Source organism: Vibrio paucivorans, assembly GCF_054053395.1.
Genome location: NZ_CM133230.1, coordinates 2,210,963 through 2,231,813, shown reverse-complemented (window position 1 = coordinate 2,231,813; position 20,851 = coordinate 2,210,963). Strand labels below are relative to the sequence as shown.

13 protein-coding genes and 2 pseudogenes are annotated in these 20,851 nt (G+C 43.8%); 11 read left to right on the top strand and 4 right to left on the bottom strand.

Annotated features, from left to right (window positions below):
* Positions 1-2: 2 nt before the first annotated feature.
* From ACXABW_RS10115 to ACXABW_RS10100, 4 genes are all read right to left on the bottom strand, one after another.
* Complete coding sequence (locus ACXABW_RS10115) at positions 3-1,466, bottom strand: fructuronate reductase (protein ID WP_457522530.1); 1,464 nt, start codon at positions 1,464-1,466, stop codon at positions 3-5.
* Between the two features lie 11 nt (positions 1,467-1,477).
* Positions 1,478-3,874, bottom strand: a complete 2,397-nt coding sequence (locus tag ACXABW_RS10110) for a TIM-barrel domain-containing protein (protein WP_457522529.1) — start codon at positions 3,872-3,874, stop codon at positions 1,478-1,480.
* 83 nt (positions 3,875-3,957) lie between these two features.
* Positions 3,958-5,259 (bottom strand): TRAP transporter large permease, encoded by a 1,302-nt coding sequence (locus tag ACXABW_RS10105; protein WP_457522528.1) that lies wholly within the window; start codon positions 5,257-5,259, stop codon positions 3,958-3,960.
* Positions 5,260-5,277: 18 nt separating this feature from the next.
* Entirely contained in the window at positions 5,278-5,778 is a 501-nt protein-coding gene (locus ACXABW_RS10100) for a TRAP transporter small permease (protein WP_457522527.1), read from the bottom strand.
* A 317-nt stretch (positions 5,779-6,095) separates the two neighbouring features.
* Here ACXABW_RS10100 and ACXABW_RS10095 point away from each other — a divergent pair, with 317 nt between their 5' ends.
* From ACXABW_RS10095 to ACXABW_RS10045, 11 genes and pseudogenes are all read left to right on the top strand, one after another.
* Entirely contained in the window at positions 6,096-7,082 is a 987-nt protein-coding gene (locus tag ACXABW_RS10095) for a TRAP transporter substrate-binding protein (protein ID WP_457522525.1), read from the top strand.
* Positions 7,083-7,136: 54 nt separating this feature from the next.
* A complete protein-coding gene (locus ACXABW_RS10090; RefSeq protein WP_457522524.1) occupies positions 7,137-8,930 on the top strand; it encodes a glycoside hydrolase family 2 protein in 1,794 nt (597 codons plus the stop codon).
* A gap of 78 nt (positions 8,931-9,008) precedes the next feature.
* A complete protein-coding gene (locus tag ACXABW_RS10085) occupies positions 9,009-9,755 on the top strand; it encodes an FCD domain-containing protein (RefSeq protein WP_457522522.1) in 747 nt (248 codons plus the stop codon).
* An 86-nt stretch (positions 9,756-9,841) separates the two neighbouring features.
* Positions 9,842-11,026 (top strand): mannonate dehydratase, encoded by a 1,185-nt coding sequence (gene uxuA / locus ACXABW_RS10080; protein ID WP_457522520.1) that lies wholly within the window; start codon positions 9,842-9,844, stop codon positions 11,024-11,026.
* A gap of 130 nt (positions 11,027-11,156) precedes the next feature.
* On the top strand, positions 11,157-12,779 hold the full coding sequence (locus ACXABW_RS10075) for a dihydroxyacetone kinase subunit DhaK (protein ID WP_457522518.1): 1,623 nt from the start codon (positions 11,157-11,159) through the stop codon (positions 12,777-12,779).
* 102 nt (positions 12,780-12,881) lie between these two features.
* Positions 12,882-13,964, top strand: a complete 1,083-nt coding sequence (locus tag ACXABW_RS10070; RefSeq protein WP_457522517.1) for a glycerol dehydrogenase — start codon at positions 12,882-12,884, stop codon at positions 13,962-13,964.
* 1,612 nt (positions 13,965-15,576) lie between these two features.
* Positions 15,577-15,732 (top strand): annotated as a pseudogene (locus tag ACXABW_RS10065) (transcriptional regulator); the annotation flags it as partial.
* A gap of 118 nt (positions 15,733-15,850) precedes the next feature.
* Positions 15,851-16,525, top strand: coding sequence for a TnsA endonuclease N-terminal domain-containing protein (locus ACXABW_RS10060; RefSeq protein ID WP_457522516.1), 675 nt, complete (start codon positions 15,851-15,853; stop codon positions 16,523-16,525).
* Positions 16,512-18,593, top strand: a complete 2,082-nt coding sequence (locus tag ACXABW_RS10055) for a transposase (protein WP_457522514.1) — start codon at positions 16,512-16,514, stop codon at positions 18,591-18,593. Before ACXABW_RS10060 ends, ACXABW_RS10055 begins: the two co-directional genes overlap by 14 nt.
* On the top strand, positions 18,593-20,251 hold the full coding sequence (locus ACXABW_RS10050) for an AAA family ATPase (RefSeq protein ID WP_457522513.1): 1,659 nt from the start codon (positions 18,593-18,595) through the stop codon (positions 20,249-20,251). Before ACXABW_RS10055 ends, ACXABW_RS10050 begins: the two co-directional genes overlap by 1 nt.
* 2 nt (positions 20,252-20,253) lie before the next feature.
* A pseudogene (locus tag ACXABW_RS10045) lies at positions 20,254-20,664 on the top strand (TniQ family protein); the annotation flags it as partial.
* Positions 20,665-20,851 lie beyond the last annotated feature (187 nt).

The window sequence follows — 20,851 nt, the reverse complement described above, 5'->3', positions numbered from 1 at the left end:
TCTTAAAGTGCTGCAACGGTAGCGCGAGCACCTTTCTCGACTAGAGATTGGTACGCAGAGCTTACTGCATCGATAACTTGTGGGTTTTGACCAATCTCTGGAGCAAATATCGCTTCGATAGCCAGTAGTGCAGGAACAACGGGTACGTTCTGACCGTGCTCATCACATACTGCTTTTAATTGCTCTGCCATTGGGTCACGAACATCAATCTCGTTATCTTGCTCATCAATGGCTGATACGTAACGCATCCAACCTGCAATGCCTGCTGCAAGCCATTTGAAGTCAGAGCCCTGCTCTAGGTGGAAACGTAAGCTGCCGCCCATACGCTGAGGGATCTTCTGGCTGCCATCCATCGCGATTTGCCATGTTTTGTGTTTCAGGTTTGGGTTCGTGAAGCGGTCGATCAGAAGCTTCGCGTAGCCTTCAAGGTCTGTACCTTCTGGCATGCTAAGAGATGGCGCTTGAGCCTTCATCATCATGTCGAATGCTGCTGTGCGGTAGCCTTCGTCAGTCATTGTGTCTGAGATGTGCGCGTAACCACCAAGGTAACCAAGGTAAGCAAGGAAAGAGTGGCTACCGTTTAGCATGCGAAGTTTCATCTCTTCGTACGGCACTACGTCAGCAACAAATTCTGCGCCCGCGATGTTCCAATCAGGGCGACCGGCAACGAAGTTGTCTTCAATTACCCACTGACGGAAGGGTTCACATGCGATTCCACATGGATCTTGAACGCCAAGCAGCTCGGTGATTTCGTTCAGTGTTTCTTCTGTTGCAGCTGGAACAATGCGGTCAACCATAGTACATGGGAACGTCACATTAGCTTCAATCCATGTGCCTAGCTCTGCATCTAACAATTTGGCAAATTCAAGAATCGCCGATTTTGCTACGTGACCGTTCTCTTGAACGTTGTCGCAAGACATCACAGTGAATGGCGTTAGACCACGCTCACGGCGAATCTTAAGCGCTTGAACAATGTAACCCAGAGCGGATTTTGGCTGAGTTGGGTTCTCTAAATCTGCAATAACCAGTGGGTTGTTCTTATCTAACAGGCCCGTTGCTGGGTCTGCGCAGTAGCCTTTTTCTGTGATAGTCATTGAAACGATAGCGACTTGTGGCTCTGCCATCTTTTCGATCACAGCCTCAATGCCGTCAAAGCTTGGGTGTAGAGATTCATTGACTGAACCAATCACCTTTACATCTGTCGACTCAGCACCCTTTTCAGCAACTGTGTATAGGTGGTTTTGCTCGCGCAGTGACTTGATTAGGTCTTCACCGCCGAATAGGTTTACTTCACAAATACCCCAGTCACTCTCTGATTTACGTGCAACTTCATCAGTAAAAAGACCTTGGTGGGCGCGATGGAACGCGCCAAACCCTAGGTGAACGATTCGAGATTTTAGCTTTGAACGATCGTAAGTTGGTTGGCTTACAGATTCGTTAAGTGTTTGATTGCTAATGTTTGTCATGAATCAGTCCCTTATTTCGCTGCTGTTAGAGGGAAAGCAGTACCGTTTTGGTATGTTTCACCGTTGATGATTAGTTGACGAGTTTCACCTTGAGGTAGGTTTAGCGTCAGTGCATCGTAAGCGGGTTTGAACTCACCCGCGCGAGTGATGCTTAGCTCAATCTTGCTGTTGTCACATGTCATTTCGATGTCTAGCGTGATGTACTCGCCAGATTGGTAACCATTCGTTTCGCCATCATCATCGAATAGGCTGCACGTGCTGCTGCCGACACCTTGAATTGGGTAGATGTTCAGCCCACGACGGTTATCTTTTTTCGCATCTGCATTCGCAATACGCTCACTTGTAGGGATGATAGAACCCGCACGAGCAAGAAGTGGAGTTCGCTCAAGTGGAGCATCAAGTGTTACTGTGCTGCCTGCGCTGTACCATTGGCCTGTGTAGTAGTCGTACCAACCGTTTTGGTTGTTTGGTAGGTAAACTTCACGTTCACGCTGGCCTTCTTCAACCACTGATGCAACCAGTAGGTCTTTACCTAGTAGGTAGTCATTATTCTCAACGAATGTGTTTTCATCGTGCTCATGATCTAGGAACGTAGGACGTAGCATTGGCTCGTCGTGAGCGTGCGCTTGGTATAACGAATCGTAGATGTATGGAAGAAGCTGGTAACGAATCTTCATTGCATCGCGGATGATTGGCGTTACTGTTGGGTGCATCCAAGGTTCGTTTACGCTGCCGTCGTCATTCCAAGAGTGGATAGTGAAGCGAGGGTTCATTACACCGTTTTGTACCCAACGTGCAAACAGCTCTGGATCCGGTTTTTCACCAGAGAAACCACCCACATCGTGACCTAGGTTGTATAGGCCAGATAAGCTCATACCAAGACCCATCTTGATGTTGTACTTCAAGCTCGTCCAGTTAGTGCGGTTATCACCACTCCAAGTTTGAACGTAGCGGTTCATGCCTGGGCAGCCAGAGCGAGAGATTAGGTAAGGACGAATCTCTGGCGCGTATTCTACTTGCGCTTCGTACGATGCACGCATCATTAGAAGAGGTTGTAGAGGGCGAATCAGGCTAACTGGGATTTCTTTACCGAAACCAAAACAGCGAGCGCCTTTGTCCCAAATTTCGTATTCGTTGTTGTCGTTCCACGTAGAGTCGATGCCTTTGTCTAGCAGTTGCTCTTTAACGTTGTCTTGCCACCACCTCACTGTGTCTGGGTTAGTGAAGTCTAGGTGTGAGCCGTCTGAATCCCAGAATACTGAGTTTTCTGGTTGATCGTATTCAGAGTCTTTGATGAATAGACCTTTCTCTTTTACTTCTTCAAAGCGTGGGTGGCTGTGCAGTAGACACGGCTTAATGTTTGCCGCCAGTTTCAGGCCGTTGTTGTGGAAGTGGTCTGCCATCGCATTTGGATTTGGCACCTTGTCGTAGTTCCAGTTGAACACGTAGCGTAGGTCACCAATTGATGTGTAACCAGAAGAAAGCTGGAATGAATCACAAGGGATACCGTTGTCTTCACATTGGTCAACAAAGCCTTCAAGCAGCTCTTGAGAGTTTGGCGCGTCGGTGTATTGCATGGTAGAGCCGCTGTAACCAAGGCTCCATTTAGGACCAAATGCTGTACCACCGGTTAGGCGAACAAATTGTTTGGTAACGTTCTTAATGCTGTCACCGTACATGAAGTACAGATCTAGATCGCCATCTTCAGCGCGGTAGCTACGGTATTTGATGTGGTAGTTATCTAGCTCGTTACCTAGGTCGAACCAACAGCTTGCAAGGTTATCGTAGAACACACCAAAAGATGCTGCACTTTCGTCAGTGTTGGTCTTAGTGATGTAAAATGGAACGTGTTTGTATAGAGGATCTGTTGAGCTTGCGTCGTAACCCATTGCATCTAGGTTGCGCATTTCAAAGCGGCGACCTTCACGGTTTAGGTTACCTGTTTTCTCACCAAGACCGTAGTAGTACTCATCGTCGCCACGGTTCATGAAGTGGCTGATGCCTGGCTCTGTTACGCCCAGCTGGTAAGCACCTGTTTTACGGTCTTTAGTCAGTGGTAGCCACTCGCCGTTTACTTTGTGTTCCCATTCCATCCAAAGTGGTTGGTTGAGCGTTAGGCGTAGTGTTTCAGTCTCAACAACCAGTTTCTCTTCGTTGTGCGTTAGCTCGAAGCTAGGAAGAGAGAAACCTTCTGTAGACATACGGTCGCGACCTTCCCAAGGTACATCTTGGCCGTCAGGTGCAATCATCCAAGTGCGGTCTAGGCGCAGTTCGTTTTTGCGCTTGATAAGAACGCGGATTAGATTTGTTTCAAGCACGAATAGATGTAGGGCGTGCTTCTCATCCACATTCAGGATGATTTCGTTGTTGTTTTGTTGATTGAAAGTCCAGTTTCTTAGGCTTTTCATGGTGCATTCCTGTTGAATGAGAGAGCCCATTTCTAAGGGCTTTCTGTTTTGTTTATTTGGGTAACGTTATGTCTGCTAGGCGATTAGTAGCCTAGGAATAGCTGAGGTAGTGTCAGGCTGATTTGTGGGATGAAAGTCACCAGCATCAGCGCCAGTACCAATACTGCGTAGAATGGCAGTAGAGGCTTGATAACTTTGTCGATCTTCACTTTTGCTACAGAACAACCGATGAACAGTGCTGAACCTACAGGCGGTGTACAGATACCGATTGCTAGGTTGAATGTCATCATGATACCGAAGTGTACTGGGTCCATACCTAGGTCCATTGCGATTGGCAGGAAGATAGGTGTGAAAATCAGTAGCGCTGGTGTCATATCCATGAAGATACCAACGATCAGTAAGATAATGTTGATAATCAGTAGAATGATGATTGGGTTTTCAGATACCGCCAGTAGAGCATCACTGATCATGTAAGGGATATCGGCATTTGCCATTGCCCAAGACATACCCATAGATGCACCAATCAACAGAAGAACAATTGAAGTGGTTACCACAGACTCTAGGATGATTGATGGTAGCTGCTTAATAGATACTTCACGGTAGAACACAACCGCCAGTAGCAAGGTGTAAACCACGGCAATTGCCGATGCTTCTGTTGCTGTGAAGATACCACCAATGATACCTCCCATGATGACGACGATTAAGCTCAAGCTTGGCAGTGCATCCCAAGTTTTCTTTAGTACTTCAGAGCCGCTTGGTTTTGGTGAAACAGGGTAGCCACGACGTTTAGCAATCACGCCAGCTACGATCATTAGGCTTAGACCCATCAGTAGGCCAGGGATGTAACCACCAAGGAATAGTGCACCGATTGATGTACCACCGGAGATCAACGAGTAAACGATGAAGGTGTTACTTGGTGGAATCAGAAGACCGGTAGGACACGAGGTGATGTTAACAGCAGCAGAATAAGACTCGTCGTAACCTTCTTTCTTCTGTAGCGGTGCCATTGTGCCGCCCACTGCCGCTGCGGAAGCTACAGCAGAACCAGAGATTGCACCAAACATCATGTTTGCTAGAACGTTTACGTGAGCAAGTGAGCCCGGTAGGCGACCACCTAATACCTTTGCAAATTCAATAAGGCGGAGAGCAATACCACCTTGGTTCATAATGTTACCCGCTAGGATGAAGAACGGGATAGCTAGAAGCGCAAAGCTATCTAATCCTGATGCCATTTTTTGAGAAATAACGGCGATTGCTGCATCAAAAGGCAACGAAAGCATAATGGTTAAAAGCGATGCAATGCCGATCGCAAAAGAGATTGGTACACCTAACCCTAAAAAGAGAAAGAAACTACCAAATAAAACAATAATGACTTGCCATTCCACAATGATATTCCTTCTGTATTATTCAGGGCGAACTGGGTTATTTAAGTTAGAGATGTTATCCAGTATGTCTTTAGCCAAATAAATCATCATAAATAGGCCACTCAATGGAATAGCGCCATAAACTAGCCCCATTTCAATTCCAAGAGCAGGAGAGACTTGGCCAGTTGATAGTGTTTTTAACATCAGTTTTCCACCACCATAAGTAAGGATTACTGACGCGAAAACCATACTAATAGCGTTAATAATTAGCCTTAATTTTTCGTGTTTTGCATGGTCGTGCTCAATTTTCATTGCCAATAGGTCGATTGCCAAGTGACGCTTTTGGCCCAATGTATATGCGGCGCCCATCAGGCCGACCCAAATAAATAAGAACCTCGCTACTTCATCCGTAAATGTACTTGGCACATTCAGGACGTAGCGAGAAAATACCTGCCATACGACACATACAACCAAAACACTACTCAGGGATATGCAAAATAAGGATAGAGCCTTATTCATTATCGCTATGAGCTTATTCATAGAATCTCCTAATTGACCAAATCTAGTAATTTTCTGGGTAATCTCACATCGACCCAGAAGCAAAGTTGGTGTGATTTAATCATAGGATCACAAAAATGCTTGTGATAGAACTCACATTAAAATTGGTCCGGCCAATTCGAACGTTAAAAAGTCGACATTGGTCAATCAATTGGAAGTTATTGGTTGAAAGTGGACCAAATATGAGTGAAATTGAGTTCGAACAAAAAATAAATGTTAGCTTATTACATTTTGGTTAACCGAATATTAAAACCATCCAATTACTGAATACTGAATAAATCTGAATGGAGACACTCAATATGCGTTGGAACAAAAAAGCATTAGCCACTTTCGTTACCTGTACGCTAGCTGCGACGACCACATTTTCGGCTGCTGCTGCCACTACGCTTAAACTGAGCCATAACCAAGACCGTAATCACCCTGTACACAAATCGATGCAATACATGGCAGACAAGGTGAAAGAGTACACGGACGGTGAAGTAAAAATCCGAATCTATCCTAATGGTCAGCTTGGAACTCAGCGCGAATCAATGGAGCTTTTACAAAATGGGGCTCTAGATATCTCGAAGTCAAATGCGAGTGAAATGGAATCATTTGAACCTGCTTATGGCGCATTTAATATCCCTTACATTTTCCGTGACCGTGAGCATTACTACCGTGTAATGGCGGGTGACGTGGGTCAGAAAATTCTTGAAGCTTCACACGACAAAGGTTTCGTTGGTCTAACGTACTATGATGCAGGCTCACGTAGTTTCTACGCTAATAAGGAGATTAAATCTCCAGCAGATCTAAAAGGCATGAAGATCCGTGTACAGCCTAGTCCTACTGCGGTAGAGATGATTAAGCTTATGGGCGGGTCACCAACTCCACTAGCATATGGTGAGCTATATACTGCGCTGCAGCAAGGTGTGGTAGATGGCGCTGAGAATAATCCAACTGCGTTAACAAACTCACGTCATGGCGAAGTATCTAAGGTGTACAGCGCAGACGAACACACAATGATTCCAGATGTACTCGTTATCAGCTCTAAGGTGTGGGACAAGTTGGATGCCGAAGACCAAACTGCACTGAAGAAAGCAGCAAATGAGTCGATGATGTACCACAAAGAGGTGTGGTCTGAAATGACAGAAAAAGCTATCGACAAGGCTCAGAAATCAATGAATGTGAAGTTCGTTTCGGTAGAAAAACAACCATTTGTGGATGCTGTTAAACCTATGCACGATGCGGCTTTAAACAACCCAGCGATCGCAGATTACGTTCGTGGTATTGATGCACTGGTACAATAATTTTAACCTCATAGAGAGCGCACTCGCGCTCTCTTTTTTTGGAGTAAAGCAAAGATGTTAGAGCGCTCTGAACTCGCTGAAAATGCTATTAACTGTCTTCACGACGAACAATACGATGTCCCTTTCAATCTTCAAAACCTTAATCACACGAACATGTTGTTTATGGGAGATCGTAAGACTGAGTCACTCAACGGGTATTGGAACTTTGCAGTAGACCTACTCGATACGGGACTTCGTCAACGCTGGTACGATATGAAGCCAATGCCAGCAGAGCAAAGAATTGAGCCTTGGGACTACGACCCATATGTGGGTGAAACAACTCCTGTGCCCTCATGTTGGCAGATGGAAAAAGAGAAATGGTATTTCTTTGAAGGAAGTGCATGGTATACCAAAGCATGGGACTTCAAGCCTAGCGAAGATGACGAACGCATATTCTTACGTATCGGTGCGGCTCAGTACGACTGTAAAATATTCCTTAATGGTGAGTTTCTTGGTAACCACTATGGAGGATCTACTCCTTTCTTTGCCGAATTCACTGATAAATTAAAAGTTGGTCAAAACTGGATTATGTGTTGTGTCAACAATGCTCGTACGCTTGACCGTGTACCTATGCGTAACACAGATTGGTTCAACTATGGCGGCATATACCGTGATATCGAGATAGTTAGAACCCCGGTTCAGGTTATCCGCGATGCTCATATCTACCTTGTACCAAACAGCCAATACAACACACTCCGAGCCGAGTTTGACGTTGAGGGGGAGCTGGAAGAAGCCACCGCCTTAATCCCAGAACTCGATATAGAGCAATCCATTAAGCTAGACAATGGAAAAGGCGCTTTGGAGTTTTCAGCAACTCCAGAATTGTGGTCTCCAGAGAGTCCTAAGCTATATGATGTGACCTTTCAATACGGTGATGACATAGTTTCAGATCGAGTCGGCTTTAGACAAGTACAAGTTGTAGGGACTGATATCTTTGTCAATGGAGTAAATACTTTCCTGCGTGGTATCAGTGTTCATGAAGATGATAAAACTCTTGGTAAAGTCGTGACTCCAGAAGACCTCAAGCGTCGCTTCCAACATGCTAAAGAGCTCAATTGCAACTACATGCGTTTTGCGCACTATACCCATCATGAAATGGCGACAAAAATGGCCGATGAGATGGGATTTCTTATTTGGGCTGAAATTCCAGTTTACTGGGCAATTGATTTTGAAAACCCAGCGACATATAAGGATGCACAGAACCAATTAATTGAGATGATTAAGCGTGACCGCAACCGAGCAAGTGTCATTATGTGGTCTGTAGGCAACGAAAACGCGGATACCGATGCTCGACTTGAGTTTATGTCTAACCTTGTGCAAACCGCACGAGAGTATGACCCAACACGTTTAGTCTCCGCTGCTTGTTTAGTCAACCATGCAAAAAATAAGATTGAAGACCGCCTTGCTGAACACCTTGATGTTATTGGCATTAATGAATACTACGGTTGGTATGAAGAGGTCTTTGATGAGTTGATAGAAATTGGTGAAAACTCCAATCCGGGCAAACCAGTGGTCATCTCTGAAACAGGTGCAGATGGTTTCATTGGTGAGGGCGCACCGAAAGAAGGTTTCTTTAGTGAATCATACATGACAGAAGTCTATAAAAAACAGATCGAGTACTTAGAGAAGTTGGACTACATTAAAGGAATTTCTCCATGGATTCTTTATGAGTTTAGAGTTGAGCGTCGACAAAATATGTTCCAAAAAGGTTGGAATCGTAAGGGGCTTATTTCAAATGACAAATTCACTAAAAAAGAGTCGTTTAAACTCCTAGGAGAGTTCTACGCCAAACTTATCAATCAAAGTTGAGCGTGGAGTTGATAATTGGTTGACCAATTATACGAGAGTGCTATTATCACCACTAGAAAAAGCAAAAAAGTAGTTACTATGAATATCGCAATCACCGCACCAAAAAGACTTTACCAAGAAATTGGCCTTGCATTACAGGAACGCATCAGCACAAGTGAATTCAAGGTTGGTGACCGCCTCCCACCAGAACGCGACATCGCCGAGGAAATGGAAGTCAGTCGCTCTGTCGTGCGTGAAGCAATTATTATGTTAGAGCTTCAGCAATTGGTCGAAGTTAGAAAAGGGTCTGGTGTTTATGTAGTGAGCGTGCCTGAAGTTGGTCAATCTCAAAAACTAACCAATAATCGTGCTGGCTCTGATATTGGACCATTTGAACTCCTTCAAGCTCGCCAAGTTCTAGAAAGCCAAATTGCAGGTTTTGCTGCGCAACATGTAACTAAGAGTGACATCTCTAAGCTGCGTGATGCTCTTGATACAGAGCGTAAACAGCTAGAAACAGGCCATGGTGATTATGATGGCGATGAAATGTTTCACTTAACCATCGCTGAAGCATCTCAAAACAGTGTACTTAGTGATATTGTGCGAGATCTCTGGGCTCGTCGAGACGAAAGCTCTATGTGGCGTCAACTCCACATACGAATCACTAATATGAACTATCGAACGGCTTGGCTTGAAGATCATGAACAAGTACTACTAGCTCTTCAGAAACGTGATCCTAAGGGAGCCCAAGAAGCGATGTGGCAACATTTAGAAAATGTAAAGCAGACGCTGTTTGAATTGTCTGATGTAGATGATCCTAAATTTGATGGCTTCTTATTTAGATAAATAATTTAAAACTCAAATATAAATAACTCCAGTAGATTAATAGTTTTCTACTGCGGGTTAGTATTGTCCCAATAAAGGTAAGTAATATGGAACAAACATGGCGTTGGTATGGCCCGAATGACCCTGTATCACTAGATGATATAAAACAAGCTGGAGCAACAGGTATTGTAAATGCACTCCACCATATTCCAAATGGTGAGGTTTGGACAATAGAAGAAATACTAAAGCGCAAAGCAATCATTGAAGAAAAAGGCTTTGTTTGGTCGGTTGTAGAAAGTGTACCAGTACACGAAGAAATAAAAACGCGCTCTGGAAACTACGCAGAGTGGATAGAAAACTATAAGCAGTCGCTGATAAATTTAGCTGAATGTGGAATTGATACAGTTTGCTATAACTTTATGCCCGTGCTGGATTGGACTCGTACTGATCTAGAGTATGAATTGGCTGATGGTTCCAAAGCGTTGAGATTTGACCAAATAGAATTTGCCGCATTTGAGCTTTATATTCTAAAACGTCCAGGTGCGAATGCAGAATACACAGAAGAAGAACAGAATGAAGCGCGCCAACGTTTTGAAGCAATGACACAAGCAGAAATAGACAAGCTGACTGCTAACATTATTGCAGGGCTTCCAGGGGCGGAAGAAGGCTATACGCTAGAAGAATTCCAAGCGCGTCTAGATACGTACAAAGGCATTAATAAAGCGAAACTGCGTGAACACATGGTGTTATTCCTAGAAGAGCTCATACCAGTGTGTGAACAGTATGGTCTCAAGCTTGCTGTTCACCCGGACGATCCACCGCGGCCTATCCTTGGCTTGCCACGCATCGTGTCAACGATTGAGGATATTGAAGCGCTTACTACGGCAGTGCCAAGCAAGATGAACGGTATCACCATGTGTACGGGCTCTTACGGCGTTCGTGGCGATAACGACCTTGTGAATATGATTGAAACGTACGGTGATCGTATTTACTTCACTCACCTACGCTCTACACAACGTGAAGAGAACCCGATGAGTTTCCATGAAGCAGCTCACCTAGAAGGTGATGTTGATATGTACAACGTGATCAATGCGCTGCTTAAAGAAGAGAACCGTCGTAAAGACCAAGGTGAAACTCGACTAATCCCAATGCGTCCTGACCACGGCCACCAAATGATCGATGACCTGAAGAAGCAAACCAACCCTGGTTATTCTTGTATCGGTCGCCTAAAAGGTCTTGCTGAGATTCGCGGTGTTGAACTCGCTCTATCAAGAACCTTTTACAATAAATAATATCTAAAATATCTGGCGAGGTGAAAAATTATCTCGCCATTATTTTATCCAAAATAAATTATAAACAAGGCTATTAATAGTAATTAATTAGTCTCTGTATCTCTACGCTTGAATAAAACCTGGAAATAAAATGTCTGATCTGATTTTAAATAATAAAGAGTCTTTCGTAATCGACTCTATCCAAGGCACGCTTTACAGCGCTCAACGTGAAAACCTAACGCTTCTAGACTTTGAAAACGACATCAAAGTGGTTGCTCGTAGCGACTGGAACAAAGATAAAGTGGCGCTTATTTGTGGTGGTGGCTCTGGTCACGAGCCAGCGCACGCAGGTTTTGTTGGTAAAGGCATGCTGACAGCTGCCGTTTGTGGCGATCTATTTGCAGCGCCAAGTGTTGATGCCGTTCTAAACGCAATCCTTCATGTAACGGGCGATGCTGGCTGTTTGGTTATTATCAAAAATTATACGGGTGACCGTCTGAACTTTGGTCTTGCTGTTGAAAAAGCAAAAGAGATGGGTCGTAAGGTTGATCTGATTGTCGTTGGTGATGACATTTCTATCCCTGGTAATCCACAGCCTCGCGGTATCGCAGGTACTTTGTTTGTTCAGAAAGTCGCGGGCTACGTGGCAGAGAACGGCGGTTCTTTAGAAGAAGTGAAACAAGCAGCGGTTGAAGCAAGTGACAAGACGGCATCGATTGGTGTGGCGCTAACAAGCTGTTCTTTACCGGGTGAAAGCAATGATCGTATTGCTCAAGGTAAAGCAGAGCTAGGTCTTGGTATTCACGGCGAAGCGGGTATCGAAACCATCGACCTTCCACAAGCGAAAGAGTTGGTTACCACAATGGTAAGCAAGCTGTTGGAAGCGAAGCCAACCACAGACAATGCTATTTTGCTCAACAACTTAGGTGGCCTATCTCCAATTGAGATGAACATCGTAGCAAAAGAAGTGATGGAATCAGATCTTGGTAAACAAGCGAAATTCATCGTGAGCGGCGCTCTAATGACCGCGATTGATATGAAAGGCTTCTCGATTTCTGCTATCCAGCTAACGGATGAAATCACGAAAGCACTTACCTCTGAAGTTGAAACAGAAGCATGGCCGGGTGCAGTAGCGTGTCGTGAAATCCCTGTGACTAAGTGTGAAAACCACATTGCGAAGAAAGAGTTTGAGCCATCTTACGACGAAGAAACCGCGCTAGTTTTACGCAAAGTTTGTAATGCAATCATCGATATCGAAGGTGAACTAAACCATCTTGATTCGATTGTGGGTGATGGCGATACCGGTTCTACTTTCGCTGCAGGTGCTCGTAAGGTACTTGCTCAACTGGAGGCGAGCGCGCTTCCTCTACAAGATAAAGCGAAACTGCTGACAACGGTTGCAGACTGCCTAACTTCCGTAATGGGTGGCTCTTCTGGCGTTCTACTTTCAATCATGTTCACTGCGGCTGGTCGTGACTACGAACAAAACGGCTCTCTTGCTCAAGCACTTCAAGCCGGTCTTGGTCAGATGATGGCTTACGGTGGCGCGAAACCGGGCGACCGCACTATGATTGATGCGCTTCATCCAGCGCTAGAGGCATGGGCTGCTGAAGGTTTTGTTGCAGCGATTGCAGCAGCTAAAGCAGGGGCAGAATCTACGGTAGAGATGACCAACGCAAACGCAGGTCGTTCTTCATACCTAAACAGCGACAGCCTATCAGGCACTAAAGATCCAGGCGCATTCGCTGTAGAAACTGTATTCAGCCAGTTCTAAGTAATTAGCATCGAATAAGTGGTCTTTCGCTTCTGTTAGCAGCAAAAGGCCGCAACCAAAATAACAATAAATAACGAAACAAAAGAATTATAGGAAAAGAACATGGATAACATCATCATCTCACCAAGCAAGTACATCCAAGGTGAAGGCGCAATCGACAACATCGGCAAATACGTATCTGTTTTTGGTAAGAAACCACTGGCGATTGCTGACGACTTCGTAATGGGTTTGGTTCGTGACCGCGTTGAAACAAGCATCGTTGGTGAAGGTCTAGAAGTAAACTTTGATAAGTTCGCTGGTGAGTGTTCTCGCCCAGAGATCGAACGTCTAATCGAAGTATGTAATGCGGCTCAAAATGATGTCATCATCGGTGTCGGTGGTGGTAAAACGCTAGATACAGCAAAAGCTATCGCGTTCTACACTAAGTTGCCTGTTGTAATTGTTCCAACAATCGCTTCTACGGACGCACCAACTTCAGCACTGGCTGTTATCTACACACCAGAAGGTGAGTTCAGTGAGTACCTACTATTCCCTGCTAACCCGAATATGGTCATCATGGATACAGGTATCATCGCTGCAGCACCTGTCCGTACACTGGTTGCAGGTATGGGTGATGCGCTGTCTACTTACTTTGAAGCGCGCGCGAATGGTCTATCAGGTAAAGCGACAATGGCGGGGGGAGCACCAACTCGTTCAGCGCAAGCACTAGCGAAGCTATGTTATGAGACGCTGATTGCCGATGGTGAAAAAGCAAAATCTGCGGTAGAGAATAAGGTTTCCACGAAAGCAGTAGAGAACATCATCGAAGCAAACACATACCTATCAGGTATCGGCTTTGAAAGCTCTGGTCTAGCTGCAGCACACGCAATCCACAATGGTTTAACTAAGCTTGAAGAGTGTCACCACTTATTACACGGTGAGAAGGTAGCATTTGGTACGCTAACACAGCTTGTGCTTGAGAATGCACCGAAACAAGAGATTGAAGAAGTGCTTAACTTCTGTCGCGCTGTTGGTCTACCAACAAACCTACACGACATGGGCGTGAAAGAGCTAAACCATGACAAGCTAATGGAAGTGGCAGAGGCTTCATGTGCTGAAGGTGAGACGATTCACAACATGCCTTTCCTTGTTACGGCGAAGTCAGTTTATGCAGCTATTCTAACGGCACACACTATGGGTCAATAATACGGTTAGTGTAGATAGCTTAAGAGGTTATTAGTTAGGGCTAATAACCTCTTTTAGTGTTAATTGTGTCAAATATTATTGTGTTACTATATTATCTGTAAAGTTTCAATCTTTATTGTAATGGTTTTGGCTTGTATAAGCTGTAATAGAGATTAGGTTTCAACCTTTATTGTCACCCAATGCCTATTTTCTACTTAAAAGTAAGGTGTTTGAGATGGAAAAGTTTTAAACTATATTGTCCTCCGACAATTAGAGGTGATTCAACAGTCTCTATTGGGCACTATATGATCGTTTTGTCAGTATTAGGCCTCGAAAATGACCTTGGTATGGTCGCCAGTGATCGTGAGCTAATTGGAAAACTAGAATCGATAGCGAAGCTTAAGAATAATTTAAAGACATGAAACATTGCTGTTTTAATTTCAAGCGAGTCTGCCCCATTTTTGCCCAAACTCTTCACAGATGGTATTAAGACTAATGGTTTTCTTGATAAGCTTTGGCAATGATTTTAGGCCCTAACTAGAAGTTGCTAGACTTGGGTAAAGAGCACATCATGGTGGACGAATGAACTACTTTGCACAGGACCCCTTCTAGGTAATGTAAACCTGGAGGGTAAATGAAAAAACTAAAACGACAGTATCGAAGTTATGTCAAAGCGCAAGGGGATTATCTATGGGATGTGTATCCTAGCGTACGCAGTGGAACTCACAAGCATTTTTCAACCAAGCAGGAGAAGAGCTACTATTTCCTCCATAAAGTTGAGTGTGGTGAATATCCCATCAAACTGCGAGCAGCTAGAGGAAGATCACTAGCTAACCCGTGGGATGATTACCCTGCACACGTATATGACGTTGCTAAGTGTTGGAAGCATAATTCGAAAAGACGTCACCAATACTACAAATGAACACCATCAAGCCTCGCCAATGCGAGGCTTATTTGTGTTCCGTCAGTTTGTTCATTAAAGCTTACTAACCCGTTAATTTGCCCACTTTCGAGTTAGACGCTCATTTCGCAGTGTGCGAATCGCAACCTGCGAAATGAACTTATTTCTCCCCTAAAGTGTTTATAAAATATGGATTTACGTGTCGAACACAAAGGAGCTAGCTTAGCTAAAGCACAGACACGACCATAACCACAAAAAGTAGCTCTATTACGCGCTACCAGTGATCAATAGTGGCAGATGTTGAGCTCTTTCAGTTCGGAATGCTTTTTCTAAAAAAAATGATAACTTTTGCAACCGAAATTAACCTTTATAAAACATAGGTTTAATAGGGTTTTCAGTGTCGGATTTTACGGTGAAATTGACAGATATCTCAGTAGGTTTGGAAGCTTTACTAAGCGGCTTTCCGACAGTCAACGTCATTCTCATTTTGCTGTTTTACGTGATAACTCTAGGAAGGTTTTGCCCCAAACTTTGCTTGTGCCGGCTATCTATTTAACTCATATGAGACACAATTGACTTACTTTTGGTACTGTCGGTAATGTGTTTATGGGGACGCATGTATGAAGAAGGTATAATGTTACTGGTTGAGTTACTTACAACAGAACGTATACCTAGACCTTTAGTGAAACTACGCTTTCACATTTTGAACATTGATGGAGATATAGTTTCATTATGAGCTCACGTCGCAGAGCCGTGGTTTTTCCTAGACAGCAACGCATCCTCGAACAACTGGGTGAGAATATCGAGTTGGCGTTAAAGCGACGGCATATATCACAGGAGTTGTTACACCAACGAACGGCGATATCAAAACCGACATTACGAAGGATCATTAGTGTCGTAAGACAATAAAAATTGAAACTAAACAATAAAGTTTGAAACTGAGACATTAAAGTTGAAAACTTTTTAAACCCGGTTAGACTGATTAAAAGTTGACCGGGTTTTTGTTATGGCAAAATCAAAGTATGTTTTAACTGAAAAGCAAATCATCAGGCGGATTAACGAAGGCCGAGGTTCAGGAAAGCTTTCTAATTATAAACCGTGGTTGTATGTGAATGACACGTTAAATATCTGCCAGGAACATCAACTTTGGCACCCTGCGCAAAACGGGGTCAATCAAGTAATGTCGTCAGACTTTTTTGTCAGCTCCTCTTCTAAAGTTCAGCCCCGATTTGTTATCCAAGCTAAATATAAAAATGCCCTTAAAGATCCCAGAACTATCGAAAAGCTTGAAATTGAACGTCGTTATTGGCAGTTAAAAAAGATCCCGTGGTTCCTCGTCACGGAGAAGGAAATAGATAAAATCGTTGTGGATAATATTGAGTGGCTATATGGCGTCAAAGGGTATTTTGATAAATTGATTACCGATGAGCTTTTGCTAACGTTTAAACACATGAAAGCTTATTTCTCTCACACTCCCGACAGGAAAGTGGTTGAAATTGCAAAAGAATATGAGTTGGCCTTTGGACAGAAGTTAGGAGACTCTATGTTCGATCTTCGATTGATGTGCGCTGCTAGGCTTATCACGTTTGATATTCGTTATCCTTTCCATAGCTTGCGAGCAAGAGACCTTGTATTTAGAGGTGTAGCTTTTGATGAGGGGCACAGCTATGTGGCGAGTTAATGAAACCCTATCATTTGATGGCAAGCCCTATCGTATACTTTTTACTGAGACAAGCTACTTCTATTGGATTGCTATTGATGAGAATAAAGGTTTACCTGAAAGAGTCTATTTTGATGAATGCTTTGCTTGGACTGATGAGGGGCGTTTAGAAAAGATCCCTGACCCCTACTCATACCTCCAAGGTGAGTCTTGGGACCAAGCATCTAGTAATTATTTGGAAAGCCAACGCAACTATGAACTTATAAAGCCTATCGTTGAAGGCGAAGGTGCGTTTGACAAGCGAGTTCGAGCGAGCAGGCTTAATCAGGTTATTGCTAAATCGGGTAAAGGCAAACCTACTCTCTATCGACTCTTGAGGCGCTATTGGCAAAGAGGACAGATGAAGAATGCTCTCTTGCCTGATTACAAAAACTCTGGTGCAGGTGGAAAAAGAAGAAACTTCAAGACTAGCAAAGCTGGTAGACCGAGGATATATGGTATTGGTCGCGGAGAGCCAGTGACCGAAAGTGTCAGAAAGCAATTTCGAATCATTTGTGATAAGTATCTGATGAATGATAAGGGCTTTTCAATTCGATATTCGTACATCAAGTTTACTAAGGCTTACAAGCTCAAACATCCTGACGTTGAAGAGCATGAAATTCCGACGCTTCGCCAGTTTCAATACTTTTACAAAACCGAGTATACAAAGGCCACTCAGCTCACGGTACAGACGCCTCAAGGAAATTACAAAAAAGATGTTAGACCACTTCATGGCACTGCTACCGAGCAAGCGTTAGGCCCGGGCAGCCGATACGAAATTGATGCCACCATCGCCGATATTTACCTAGTTGATGACGGTGACCCAGATAAGGTTATCGGTCGACCGACCATTTATATGGTCATTGATGTTTTTAGCCGTATGGTTGCTGGCTTTTATATCGGGTTCGATAACCCTTCTTTTCCCGTTGCAATGAAGGCACTTATATGCAGCTTTGATAGCAAAGTAAATGCCTGCGCAGAATATGGAATCGATATTTCTGAAGAGCAGTGGCCATGTGTAGGTATTCCCGATGTTCTGCTAGCTGATCGCGGTGAATTGATGAGCCATCAAGCAAATTATTTGGTTGATGCTATAGGAGTTCGTCTTGAAAGTGCTCCCCCTCGAAGGGGTGACGCCAAAGGTATCGTAGAGAGGTCATTTGGCACGTTGCAAGCTAAGTTTAAGCCCTATATGCCAGGTGTCGTAACTGGTAACAAGGTTAAGAAGCATGGTGAAAGCGATTATAGGGTTGAAGCTGCTGTGGCGAGATCAGACTTTATTGAAATACTGCTTTATTCAATACTTGCTCACAACTTAAACAAACCGTTAGAAAAGTACGATCGCGATTCTGATATGCCAGAAAACCTTCCATCGATCCCTATTGAGCTTTGGAGGTGGGGACTCCAGCATCGTACTGGCCGTTTGCGAGCCATTGATACAGATATTGCAAAGATACTGCTGTTACCGCGTAAAAAGGTCACCGTATCAGAGTTAGGCATAAAGTTATGGGGATTAACCTACACAGGAAAAGAAATTATCCAGACAGGTTGGATGCACCGTTCTTCGGAAGTTTCGAGACCCCAAAAACTATTTGCAGCTTATGAGCTAGGTTCTGCTAATCACATATATTTGTTTCCTGAAGAAGGAAAAAATACATTTTGGGTTTGCGATCTTTCAAGTCGAAGTAGAGAGTTCCGTGATCTAACTTGGTATCAAGTATGGGAGCGTCAAGCGGCTCAAAAACAAACTTTAGCAGAAGCTAACTATCAATTTGCACCGGTAGAACGGGATTTTGATGACCTTCTTGAAAAGAAACTGAAAAAGGCGAAAAAGAATCGAAAAACCAGCACATTGAGCAACGCGCAAAAGATAAATGAGATTAAAGGCAATAAACGGAATACGCGAGAGCAAGAGAGAAAGGAACTAGCAATACGGCCAGACAGGACTAAAGAAGAAGTTGCGTCGGCGATACCTATAAAGGGAGAGGAGGAAAGCTATCAACTGCCTGACTTCATACCGGAGCTATTTGATGATGAGGATGAAAATTGATGAAGAAAAGCCAAGATCATCGCGTAGTTGCCGTCTATCAAAATGCGACACTCTCAGTTTATCGAGATAACCCGCTGATAGAGGCCCTACCACCGATAAATAGCTTCCTGGACGACTCAAGTGCTCTAAAGAGTTCGTTGAGGTGTACCGCAGAAGATATCCATCGAAATGGCATTGAAAGAGCGCATAGTATCTGTCGTGTTATTGATGATTTTTTCCAGCCCCTCAGTCAGCACATACAGTTGCATGAAAGGCTTTCATTGATGATACGGCGTGGCTATGTTGGAAGAAACCCCGAAACAGGTGACTGGGCAAGACACATACAAAATGGTTACGAGCGTGTTTTATCTGGTGATTTGAAGGCGATAAAGTTCACGGAAGTTAGTTCTACAGCCCAAAGCATGACATTGATCGGATGTAGCGGAAATGGCAAAACAACAGCGATTAAGCAGCTTTTGTCGTTATATCCTCAAGTTATTTACCACCCTGACAGAAATCTTGAGCAAGTTGTTTATCTAAAAATTGACTGCTCCCATGACGGTTCACTTAAAGAGCTGTGTTTGAACTTTTTTCGTGCGATGGATAGAGCACTAGGAACATCAAACTACGAAAGACAATACTCGATGAGAAAAAGGCCCAGTATTGAAACACTTTTAGCTGCAATGGCCCAAGTTGCAAATGCTCACGCAGTAGGTGTTCTTATTATTGATGAAATACAGCACCTTAGCCGCTCTCGCTCTGGTGGTTCTGAGAAAATGCTCAATTTCTTTGTAACACTGGTAAATACCATTGGTCTTCCGGTGATTTTGGTCGGAACACCACGAGCCCGCGAGATATTTGAGGCAGATATGAGATCTGCAAGGCGTGGCTCTGGTCTTGGCGCAATTTTTTGGGATCCAATGGAAGAAGGAAGAGAGTGGAAAGCGCTCACTGATAAGTTATGGACTCTCCAATGGCTACAAAAACGTGATGAGGTATTATCGGAGGAAATTCGTTCTTTGTGGTATGACCTGAGCCAAGGCGTACTGGATATTGTGGTTAAACTATTCGTATTGTGTCAGTTGCGTGCAATCGCGACAAAAATGGAAAGGATCACGCCTAAATTAATGCGACAGGTTTATGAGGATGAATTAAAACCCGTTCATCCAATGCTCGCAGCTTTGCGGTCTAATGATGTCGAAGAAATGATTAAGTTTTCAGATCTTAAACTTAGCGATACAGACAAGAGACTACTAGAACTGCAAAAGCAGGTTGCAGAAACAGTCCAACAAACACCTGAAGAGTTTGCATATCAACAGCTCAAAACCGATGAAGAGCGGCGTGTATATATGGCCTTGAAAGATGAGTTCGACTCAACGCTTTTGGCTCCCGTAATACGACAGCTATTTGACCTAAATCCTGATTTGACATGGATAAGCTTATTGCCGCTGGTGCATGAGCAACTCACTAATCCTGAACAACTACGACCAAAAAAAGAGGCTAAGCCAAGCAAGGGCAAGAGGGCATCATCAATCAAACAAACTCAATGGCATACACTTGATAGTGAGGACTTGAGGTTTGTTCATTCTCAGTCTGATTCTGATAACGAAGTGTACACTGCAATGTCAAAGTCGGGTTTGATTTTAGACATTCAGTCATTGCTAGAAAAGGCGGTTTAATATTGCGCTGTTTCCCTGTCCCATACCCAGATGAATTAATCTATAGTTTGGTAGCTAGAGCTGGAATTCGCAGTGCGATAACAAGCTCTAAACAGCTACTAGATGAAGTGTTTGGTGACAGAAAAGTGATTGCGACAATTGACCTGCCTAGTCATTTGTCATCGATATCAGAGCAGCTAGTTAACACGGGACGATTTGACGTCCAACAGCTTATTTATGAGCATACAATGTTCCCGATTTACGCTCCTTTTGTTGATGAAAGTGTCAGGATAAGAGCGATGAAGCGAATGGAAAATTGTGCTAAGGGCTCTGTTCATCTAATGCTAGGAGCTCCTGCTTCTATTGTAAAAACATCGGACAACTTTCGTGTTTGCCCTGCTTGTGTTGCGGAACAAAAGCAAAAATATGGGGAAAGTTATTGGTCGAGATTTTGGTTCTTACCGTCCTTACCATACTGCCCTGAGCATGGGCTTCTGAGCCAATCGACAACCTCATACCATGATAGTAGGCACATGTACCATACATGTGACCGAATACAATGCCAGCCCTTTTTATGTAACGACCAGAATATAACAGCGCAGCGGTTTGCTTACTTAGCTA